The sequence below is a fragment of the Micromonospora andamanensis genome, assembly GCF_016863495.1.
GTDB classification, from domain to species: Bacteria; Actinomycetota; Actinomycetes; order Mycobacteriales; family Micromonosporaceae; genus Micromonospora; species Micromonospora andamanensis.
Genome location: NZ_BOOZ01000075.1, coordinates 1 through 10,243, shown reverse-complemented (window position 1 = coordinate 10,243; position 10,243 = coordinate 1). Strand labels below are relative to the sequence as shown.

The following is a 10,243-nucleotide window of genomic DNA, read 5'->3' as shown; positions in this document are numbered from 1 at the left end:
CTCAGTGGTGATCAGAAGTGCCGCAGCAGGTCCGGGAAGGCGTTCAGGTGCAGCACGCCGCTGTCCGCCGGATCCAGCTCGTCATGTTCCAGTACCCAGGTGTTGGCGTTCGGGATGAACACCGCGTTCCAGCCGGCGGCCCGAGCGGGCAGGATGTCCGAGCGCGGTGAGTTGCCGATCATCCAGGCCCGAGCGGGGTCCAGCCCGTGCCGCCCGGCCAACCACAGGTACGTCTCGACGTTCTTCTCCGCCACGATGTGCGCGGCGGAGAAGTGGTGCGCCAACCCGCAGGCGTCCAGCTTGCGCTGCTGCTCCTCGCGCTCGCCCTTGGTCAGCAGCAGCAGCTCGTGCCGGCCGGCCAACTCGTCCAGGGCGTCGGCCACCCCCGGCATCAGCTCCACCTGGTGGGTCACCAGCGCCACCGCCAGCTCGTCGATCTCGCGACGCTCCGCCTCGGTCGCCGGGCGCTGACGCAGCCGCTCCAGACAGTCCCGCAGACTGCGCAGGAAAACCTTGCTGCCGTACCCGTGGGTGACGGTGTTGGCCCGCTCGATGTCGTCGAGCACGGCCCGCAGCTGCGCCCGGTCGAGGGTGGGATGGTCCAACCACTTCAGAAAGTCGTCGATCACCCGCTCGAAGACGACATTGTTCTCCCAGAGGGTGTCGTCGGCGTCGAAGACCAGCACCCGGCCCGGCTCGATGGCTGCCTCACGCGTCACCTCGCGGACTCTAGGCGAACCGGCGCGCGGCAAACCACCGGATAACCGAGCCCCGTCTTTGATCGTCTGCATTCCAGTGACCGTCGGGTTGGCGTGTCGGGTCACTGGAATGCAGACGATCATCGGCTCAGGCCGGGGTGAAGACCACCCGGGAGCGGATCCGCCGGAAGCCGGTCCGCTCCAGTTCCGCCAACACCGCCACCCGGTGCGCGTCCACGTCGGCGACCACCTCGTACGCCCCGCCGGCGGCAAGCGCCGCGACCGCGTCGGCCACCAGCTCGCCCAGTGCGGTACCGCCCCGGACCGTGTCGTTCCGCACCGTGCCGTCCCGGACCGCGTCGTCCAGCAGGCCGAGGTAGGCGATCATCGGGAAACAGGCGTCGGCGGTCGGCCCCGCCAGGCCCACCGGTTCGTCACCGTCGAGGGCGACGCGCCAGTTGCCGGGTGGCGTACCGGTCAACCAGGCCAGCGGGTCGCGGGCCAGGTCCACCCCGGCGACCGCGCGGGCGGTCTCGGCGCCGGTGAGCACGACCGGTTCGACGATCCGGGCCACCAGCGCGCCGATCTCCGCAGCGTCGGCGGCGGGACGGCACGAGAACCGGCCCGACGGCGTCGGCAGTGGCCCGCCCGCCCAACTGAGCCTGATCCGCTCCCCCCGCTCGACAAGTCCCGCGAGTCGGGCCGCGGCCATCGACGCCTCGGCGACGGCCCGCACCTCGGGTTGCCGACGCCAGTACGCCGGCAGGGCCGCGTGGTACACCTTCGGGCCACCGAGCGCATCGTGCGCGGCGCGCAGCAACGCGGCACCTACCTGCGGCACCGTACCGACCGGCCGTGTCGGGTCGACCAGCCGCGCGGTGTCGACCGACCCGGCTGGGCCGGTCGACTGTGCGGCATCGGCGGACGGCCCGAGGTCCAGGTCGAACCGTTCCAGCCACGGCTCACCGACGGACCCGGGTAGCAGCAGCCACGCGGCGCGACCCACCACCCGGTCGCCGCGCAGCGCGACGAATGTGTGCTCCGGCCGGTAGCCGCCACCGGCGATGCCGTCGGCGTAGCTGATCTGCCGCAGTTGCGGCAGCGGGTCGGGCATCGAGTCGAACAGTTTCTCCTCGCCCGCGACGAGCGGGCGGACGACCAGATCGGTCATGGCAGATCCTCCGGGACAGCGACGCCCCGGGTCAGATCCGCGTGGACGCCGGGGCGCGGACGGGGCGCAGAACATCGGACATTGTTCTGACCTCCTCTCCCACTCGACGGCGTGCCAGCGAACCTACGCCCCCACCCCACCCCCCGCAACCCACCCCGCCCACCCCGCCCGACCCACCCCGTTGACCAAGAAGTTTGCGTCGTCCCGGCGCACGAAAGCTGACGCAAACTTCTTGATCACCGGGACGAGGGGCGGGGGTGGAAGAGGTCCTGGCTGAGCAGGTGTTCGCGGTGGTCCTGGGTGTCGGGGCGTAGGCGGCCGCCGCGGGTGAGCATCACCATGCCGTGCAGCAGGCTCCAACCCAGCTCGGCGAGGATGTCAGCGTCGCGGCCGGCGGCCAGGGGCGTCAGCGCGGTGCGCAGCTCGGCGAAGGTGGCCGCGACCGTCTCGGGAACCTGCTCCGCGCCCAGGGTCAGCTCCGGGGTGTGGGCGAACATCGCGTCGTAGACCTCGGGATTGGCGTACGCGAAATCCAGGTAGGCCGCCATCACCTCCGGCCAGACCTCACCCGGGCGTCCGACAGACACACGTGCCTCGGTCAGCGCGGCGGCCAGGTCGGCGAAGCCTCGCACCGCGACGGCGGCGACCACCGCATCCCGGTCGGCGAAGCGCTGGTAGAGGGCACCGAGATCGACGTCGGCGCGTTCGGCGAGCCGGCGGGTGGTCATCGCCGCCAGGCCCTCGGCCTCGGCCAGCTGCCGGGCGGTGGTGACGATGGCGTCGCCGTCCCGCCCGGTGCCGGGTTCGTCTGCTCCGAACACGCAGTCGATGCTAGCCCCGCGTCACGGAGGGTCATCCCGTCGCGACGGATTGGCGACTGAATGCCGGTCAGGGCCCGGGTGGGCCGATCACCGTCGAGTGGTACCGCCCCCAGACGGCAGCCCGCTCCTCGTCGCTGGACGCGGTGTGCAGGGCCGTGACCAGCTCATCCACCTCCGGCGACATCGCCGCAGCACGAAGTCACCCATGGCGGTGACCATACCCACCGGGGACGACACTGTGGATCGCATCTACCCCGCTGCGGCCGGTCAGCCCGGTCAGCGGCGCAGAGTGAGGATGAGGTCGGCGACCAGGGCGGTCCAGCCCGTCTGGTGCCAGGCGCCCAGGCCGGCACCGTTGTCGCCGTGGAAGTACTCCGGGAAGGCGATCAGGTCACGCCAGTCCGGGTGGGTCTGGAACAACTGCGCCGCGCCGTAGATCGGCCGGCGGCCCCAGCCGTCGCGGGTAAACAGCGCGATCAGCCGGGCCGACAGGTCGTCGGCGATCTCGTCGAGGGTCTTCTTCACCCCGGACCGGGTCGGATACTCCACTTGGAGGTCGTCGCCGAAGAACGCGGCATAGTCCCGCAACGCACTGATCAGCAGGAAGTTCGTCGGCATCCAGATCGGCCCGCGCCAGTTGGAGTTGCCGCCGAACAGGCCGCTCGTCGACTCGGCCGGCTCGTAGCCGACGCAGAACTCCTGCCCGCCCAGGGTGACCGCGAACGGCTTGTCCAGGTGGGCGCGGGACAGCGTCCGCAGCCCGTACTCGGAGAGGAACTCGTCGGTGTCCAGCATCCGGGCGAGCAGCCGCACCACCTGCTCCGGCCCGCACATGGACAGCAGCCGCTGCTGCCGCCCGTCCGGGCCGAGCCGCCGCGCGCCCACCACCGAGGCGTACTCGGGCCGGTTGGTCAGGAACCAGCGCAGCCGGGCCCCCAGCTCGGGCAGCCGGTGCAGGGTCCGCGCGGTCAGTCGGGTCACCGCGGCCAGTGGCAGCAGGCCCACCACCGACCGCACCTTCAACGGCACCTTCGTGCCGTCGGCCAGCCGCAGCACGTCGTAGAAGAAGGCGTCCTCGTCGTCCCAGAGGCCCTGGTCGTACGCGGCCGCCGCGATGTAGGCGAAGTGTTCGAAGAACTTCGTCGCGGTGTCCACCCAGGTGCGGTCGTGCTCGGCGAGCACGATGGCGATGTCCAGCAGGTTGAGCGCGTACATCGCCATCCAGCCGGTGCCGTCGGACTGCTCCAGCACCCCGGCCACCGGCAGCGCCGCCGACCTGTCGAACGGGCCGACGTTGTCCAGCCCGAGGAACCCGCCCTCGAAGACGTTGTTGCCGCCGGTGTCCTTGCGGTTGACCCACCAGGTGAAGTTCATCAGCAGCTTGTGCATCATCCGGGCCAGGAAGTCGTGGTCCCGGCTGCCGTCGATCTCGAACACCTTCAACGCCGCCCAGGCGTGCACCGGCGGGTTGACGTCGCCGAAGGCCCACTCGTACGCCGGAATCTGTCCGTTGGGGTGCAGGTACCACTCACGCAGCAGGAGCAGCAGCTGCTCCTTGGCGAAGCCGGGGTCGACCCGGGCGATGCTCACGCAGTGGAAGGCCAGATCCCAGGCGGCGTACCAGGGGTACTCCCACGGATCCGGCATGGAGATCACGTCGAAGCTGGTCATGTGCCACCAGTGGCTGTTACGCCCGTGCCGGCGACCGGCCGGCGGGGTGGACCCCGGGTCGCCCTCCAGCCACCGTTTGACGTCGAAGTGGTAGAACTGCTTGCCCCACATCAGCCCGGCGATGGCCTGCCGGGCGATCAACGCCTCGTCGGCGCTGGCCTTGGCCGGGATGACCGCGTCGAAGAACCGGTTGGCCTCGGCCCGACGGGCCCACACCACCGCGTCGAAACCGTCGCCGAGGTCGGCGGGTGGCGGCTCGCCGTCGCCCGGCGGCGGGGCGGTACGGGTCAACCGCAGCCGGATCCGCCGCTGCTCACCGGCCGGCACGTCCAGCACGTAGTGCAGTGCCCCCTTGGTGCCCTCCAGGCCCGGGTTCACCGTCTCCGCGCCGTCGACCACATGGTCGTTGATGCCGTCCTTCGGGTACGGGGTACGACTCGACAGCCCCCACAGTCGCTCGGCGTTCGTGTCGTTGTCGCAGAGCAGCGGCGTCGGGTCGCCGTCGCCTTCGAGCACGATCTGGCCGAGCACCCAGTGCTCGCCGACGAGCCGCCGCCCGGACCCGACGATCCGGGGCACCCGGTCACCACCGGGCAGCCCCCACGCCCAGGTGTTGCGGAACCACAGGTGCGGCAGCACGTGCAGCCGGTCGGCCTCCTCGCCGCGGTTGACCACCGTCACCACGATGCACATGTCGCTCGGGCCGGCCTTGGCGTAGTCGACTGTCACCGCCCAGTACCTGTCGTCGTCGAAGATGCCGGTGTCGACGAGCTCGTACTCGGTGTCGTCCCGGCCCCGCAGGCCGTTGACCGCGACCAGCTCGTCGTACGGGAAGGCGGCCTGCGGATAGTGGTAACGCCACCGCATCCAGGAGTGGGTGGGGGTGGAGTCCTCGTACCACCAGTACTCCTTGACGTCCTCGCCGTGGTTGCCGCCGTCGCCACCCAGGCCGAACATCCGCTCCTTGATGATCGGATCGCGCCCGTTCCACAAGGCGAGCGCGAAACAGAACGTCTGCCGGTCGTCACAGACGCCCGCCATGCCGTCCTCGGACCACCGGTAGGCTCGGGACCGCGCATGGTCGTGGGGGAAGTAGTCCCAGGCCGTGCCGTGCTCGCTGTAATCCTCCCGTACCGTCCCCCACGCCCGCTCGGACAGATAGGGACCCCATGCGCGCCAGTCCTGCTCCCCGGCATCGGCCTGGGCGAGCCGGATCCGCTCGACGTCGGGGGCCGGAGCGGAGGGCGAACCGTCAGTGATCACCTGAACATCTTCGACGCCGCCGGGGTACTTGACCACAGCGGCCATTGTCGTCGTGTCGTGTTACACCTCGCCGCGGTGGAGGAAAGTTGATCGAGATTCGCTACGGTTCGCAGGTCTGTGGCGAGCTGACCAGTGCCGCCAGCCGCGAGTGGCTGGTGCCCGACGGCCTCGGCGGGTACGCCATGGGCACCGTCGCCGGTCTGCGCACCCGCCGCTACCACGGGCTGCTGGTGATCCCGGGAGAAACTCCGGCCTCCCGCAAGGTGGGACTGGTCAGCCTCGATCCGGCGGTGCTGCTGCCCTCCGGCGCCCGGGTGCGCCTCGGCGCGCACGAGTGGGCCTCCGGTGACGTGGACCCGCGCGGCTTCGAGCTGCTGGAGCGTTTCGACCTGACCGACGGGCTGCCGCGCTGGCGGTGGCGGATCGGCGACGTGGTGATCGAACGGGAGCTGGCCATGCTGCCCGGCCGCTCCTGTGTGGCGGTGGTACACCGGCTGGTGAGCGGTGGTCCGGTCGAGCTGGAACTGGCCGCCGCCTGCACCTGGCGGGACGCGCACGGCGAGCGGCGCGGCGACGGACCGCCGCTGCGGATGGACCCGGTCGACGGCGGCGCGGTGATCGAGGGGGCGTACCGGCTGTCCGGGCCCGGCTGGTCGCCGCAGGGCCACTGGTGGCGGGGCGTTTACCACCGCGAGGAGGCGGCGCGGGGCCTGCACCCGGAGGAGGACCTGTGGTACGCGGGCCAGTTCCGCGACACCCTGCACCGCCCCGGCGACACGCTGTCGGTGCTGGCCTGGGCCCATGATCCGGCGCCGGCACCGCCGCCGGCCGTCGAGGTGGTCGCCGCGGCCCGGCGACGCAACCGGGAGGTGGTGGCGGCGGCCCGGCCCGCCGACGACGTCGAGGCGACCCTGGCGCTGGCCGCCGACGCGTTCGTCGTACGCACCAACGACAACGCAGTGGACGTGGTGGCCGGCTATCCGTGGTTCGGTGCCTGGTCGCGGGACACGATGATCTCCTACGAGGGGCTCTTCCTGCGTACCGGACGGGCCGACCTGGGCCGTGAGCTGCTGCGCTCGTACGCGGCGACGCTGTCCGAGGGGATGCTCGCCAACACCGCCGACACCGGTCGGGTCGAGTACAACACCGTCGACGGCACGTTGTGGTTCCTGCACGCGGTCAGCCGACACGTCACAGTCACCGGTGACACCGACCTCGGTGACGAGCTGCTGCCGGCACTACGCGCGGTGATCGACGCCCATTTGGCCGGCACCCGGTACGGCATCGCCGTCGACCCGGCCGACGGGCTGCTCACCTGCGGTGCCCCGGGTGCCGCCCTGACCTGGATGGACGCCCGGGTGTACGGCGTACCGGTCACCCCCCGCCACGGCAAGCCGGTCGAGGTCAACGCCCTGTGGATCAACGGGGTGGCCGGCATCGCCGAACTCGCCGAACTGGCCGGGCAGGACGCCGACGGGCTGCACCGGCTGCACCAGCGGGCGGTCAAGGCGTTCCGGGACCGGTTCCCCACCCCGGCCGGCTGGTTGCACGACGTGGTCGACGCGCCGGCACCGGCGTACCCGCTCGGTGGTGCGGCCTTCCACGACGACGACCTGCTGCGCCCCAACCAGCTGCTGGCCTGGTCGTTGCCGTTCGCGCCGCTGGAGCCGGACGGTCAGACGGTGGGCCACGTCGGCACCGGGCTGCTCACCCCGCTCGGCCCGCGCAGCCTCTCCCCCGACTGTCCCGGGTTCCTGGGCCGGCACCGGGGCGGTCCGGCCGAGCGGGACACCGCGTACCACCAGGGCACGGTCTGGCCGTGGCTGATCGGCCCGTACGCCGACGCCAGCCGTCGGGCCGGGCTGCCGGTCGACGACCTGTTCACCGGTCTGGAGGCGCACCTGAGCGAGTACGGCCTCGGGTCGGTGAGCGAGACCGCCGACGGTACGGCACCGCACACCGCCACCGGATGCCCGTTCCAGGCATGGTCGGTCGCGGAGCTGCTGCGCGTCCGCCGGTAGCGCTTTACACCCCCGCAACGGTTACGTCTCCGCTGGTTATCCAGCTACGACCAGGATTGGTCCCGATCCGGCCGCAACGCGAACGTCCCCGTCCCGGGGGCTTCCGAAGGCTGTGCGGAGACAACTCAAAGGGGGCGCGTATGTCACCGAACGCCGACGTGATCGACATCAACCCCGCACGCTCGCAGCGGGTGCTGATGCTGTCCTGGGAGTACCCACCCGTCCTCGTCGGCGGTCTCGGCCGGCACGTGCACGCGCTGTCGGTGGCCCTGACCGCCGCCGGTCACCAGGTCACAGTCGTCACCCGCCACACCGACGGCGCACCCCTTGAGGAGTACGTCGACGGAGTCCGCATCATCCGCGCCGCCGAAGACCCCGTCGCCTTCCCGCTGGCCACCAACTCGCTGCTCGCCTGGACCATGGCGTTCAACCACACCCTCACCCGCGCCGCCCTGCACGCCACCACCACCGGCACCTACGACGTCATCCACGCCCACGACTGGCTCGTCGCCCACACCGCCATCACCCTGCGCGACCACCTCCACCTACCGCTCGTCACCACCATCCACGCCACCGAGGCCGGTCGACACCAGGGCTGGCTGCCCGAGGAGATGAACCGCACCATCCACGGCGTCGAACACTGGCTCAGCAACGCCTCGACCCGGGTCATCGCCTGCTCCGGCTACATGCGCGATCAGGTCACCACACTGTTCGACACGCCCGAGCACCGCGTGGACGTGGTACCCAACGGCGTCGACGACCGGGCCTGGCGGGCCCGGCCCCGCGCGGTCGCGTCGGCCCGTGCCCGCTTCGCCGGTGACGGGCCGCTTGTCGGGTACGCCGGCCGGCTGGTCTACGAGAAGGGCGTGCAGCACCTGGTCGACGCCGTGCCGAAGCTACGCGTACGGCACCCCGGGCTGCGGGTGCTGATCGCCGGGGACGGCCCCTTCCGGGGCGAGTTGGAGGACCGCACCCGTCAGCTCGGCCTCGCCGGCACCGTACGATTCACCGGCTTCCTCGACAACACCCAGCTCCCGGCGGTGCTCGGCGCCACCGACGCGACTGTCGTGCCGAGCCTCTACGAACCCTTCGGCATGGTGGCGCTGGAGGCCGCCGCGGCCGGGGCGCCACTCGCCGTGGCCCGCACCGGCGGGCTGGCCGAGATCGTCGAACCGGGCGTCACAGGCGTCACCTTCCCGCACAGCGACCCGTCGGCGCTGGCCGGTGCCGTGGGACAGCTCCTCGGCGACGAGGTCTTCGCCCGCCGGGTCGCCCGGCAGGCACGCAGCATGGTGGGCCGCAGGTACGGCTGGGCCACCATCGCCGCCCGCACCGCCGACACGTACACGGCGGCCCGTCGCGAGCACGTTGCGCCGCCCTCCCGGCGCGCCGCCGCCGAGATGCCCGCGCGCCGGCAGACGATAGCCATCCCGGACGGCAACCTCCTCGCCGTGGGAGGGGCTGCCTCCTGAGTGGACTCGTCGGATAGGTGATCCCCGATCCACACTAAGGTGTACGCCGGACGGCGGCGGATGGGGGAAACGTGCGAGCGGTGATCGCCGGCCGGTACCGGCTGCTCGATCTGGTCGGGCGCGGCGGGATGGGCACTGTCTGGCGAGCCGAGGACGAGCTGCTGCACCGCCAGGTGGCCATCAAGCAGGTGGTGCTGCCGGCCTGGCTCGGCGGCGACGAACTGGACCAGTTGCGCGCCCGGACGCTGCGTGAGGCGCGCACCGCCGCGCGGCTCAGCCACCCCAACGTGGTCCGCGTCTACGACGTGGTCTCCGAGGCGGACGCGCCCTGGATCGTGATGGAGTACGTGCCGTCGCGCACCCTGCAGGATCTGCTCGACGCCGACGGGCCGCTGCCGCCGCAGCGGGCCGCCCGGATCGGTCTGGCGCTGCTGGACGCGCTGCGGGCGGCGCACGACGCCGGGGTGCTGCATCGCGACGTCAAGCCGGCGAACGTCCTCGTCGCCGATGACGGCCGGGTGCTGCTCACCGACTTCGGGCTGGCCGTCTTCGACGGCGGCGACCAGACGATGACCGGGCCCGGCACCATCCTGGGCTCACCGCAGTACGTCGCGCCGGAGCGGGCCGCCGACGGCGTGTCGAGTGAACCGGCCGACCTCTGGTCGCTCGGCGCCACGCTGCACGCCGCCGTCGAGGGTCGTGCCCCGTACGCCCGCAGCACCGCAATGGCGACGCTCAGCGCGCTGGCCTCCGCGCCACCGGACCCGGCACCGCACGCGGGGCCGCTGTCGGCGGTGCTGGCCGGGCTGCTGCGCCGCGACCCCGCGCACCGCGCCGGCCACGCCGAGACGCGCCGTCGGCTGCTGGCCGCCGCCGGTCCCGATCCGGCCGACCAGCCCGACCGGGCAGGTGAGGACACCGCTCCCCTGCCCACCGCCGGATCGTCTCCCGCCGGTACCGCCCCGTCGGTCGGGGCGGCAGAGGGGGCGGCGACGACCCCGACCCCGTGGCCGGGCGGCGGCGACCGGGCCCGGACTGGCCGACACGACCCGGCCCGGACCGACGGAGGCGACCCGGCTCGGGCCGACGGAGGCGACCCGGCTCGGACCGGCGGAGGCGACCCGGC

General features: G+C 72.1%; 7 protein-coding genes. 3 read left to right on the top strand and 4 right to left on the bottom strand.

All coding sequences use genetic code 11. The features are described 5' to 3' along the window. Nucleotides 1-11 precede the first annotated feature (11 nt). The 4 genes from Van01_RS31365 to Van01_RS31350 form a co-directional block, all read right to left on the bottom strand. A complete protein-coding gene (locus tag Van01_RS31365) occupies nt 12-686 on the bottom strand; it encodes an HAD family hydrolase (protein WP_204015324.1) in 675 nt (224 codons plus the stop codon). A gap of 160 nt (nt 687-846) precedes the next feature. Then, nucleotides 847-1,869: an acetyltransferase gene (locus tag Van01_RS31360; RefSeq protein WP_204015319.1), complete on the bottom strand. Its 1,023-nt coding sequence runs from the start codon at nt 1,867-1,869 to the stop codon at nt 847-849. Nucleotides 1,870-2,105: 236 nt separating this feature from the next. Continuing rightward, nucleotides 2,106-2,690, bottom strand: a complete 585-nt coding sequence (locus Van01_RS31355; protein ID WP_239099409.1) for a TetR/AcrR family transcriptional regulator — start codon at nt 2,688-2,690, stop codon at nt 2,106-2,108. Nucleotides 2,691-2,966: 276 nt separating this feature from the next. Next, nucleotides 2,967-5,669, bottom strand: a complete 2,703-nt coding sequence (locus Van01_RS31350) for an MGH1-like glycoside hydrolase domain-containing protein (RefSeq protein WP_204015317.1) — start codon at nt 5,667-5,669, stop codon at nt 2,967-2,969. A gap of 41 nt (nt 5,670-5,710) precedes the next feature. Here Van01_RS31350 and Van01_RS31345 point away from each other — a divergent pair, with 41 nt between their 5' ends. From Van01_RS31345 to Van01_RS31335, 3 genes are all read left to right on the top strand, one after another. Beyond that, complete coding sequence (locus tag Van01_RS31345; RefSeq protein ID WP_204015315.1) at nt 5,711-7,645, top strand: amylo-alpha-1,6-glucosidase; 1,935 nt, start codon at nt 5,711-5,713, stop codon at nt 7,643-7,645. A 140-nt stretch (nt 7,646-7,785) separates the two neighbouring features. Continuing rightward, complete coding sequence (locus tag Van01_RS31340; protein WP_204015313.1) at nt 7,786-9,117, top strand: glycosyltransferase family 4 protein; 1,332 nt, start codon at nt 7,786-7,788, stop codon at nt 9,115-9,117. Between the two features lie 71 nt (nt 9,118-9,188). Then, the coding region (locus Van01_RS31335; protein WP_373306313.1) for a serine/threonine-protein kinase at nt 9,189-10,243 on the top strand (1,055 nt) is incomplete at its 3' end.

Bases quoted from the DNA above. Each gene is read 5' to 3' on its own strand.
- Van01_RS31360 (WP_204015319.1), bottom strand. From the start codon at position 1,869: ATGACCGATCTGGTCGTCCGCCCGCTCGTCGCGGGCGAGGAGAAACTG.
- Van01_RS31350 (WP_204015317.1), bottom strand. From the start codon at position 5,669: ATGGCCGCTGTGGTCAAGTACCCCGGCGGCGTCGAAGATGTTCAGGTG.
- Van01_RS31340 (WP_204015313.1), top strand. From the start codon at position 7,786: ATGTCACCGAACGCCGACGTGATCGACATCAACCCCGCACGCTCGCAG.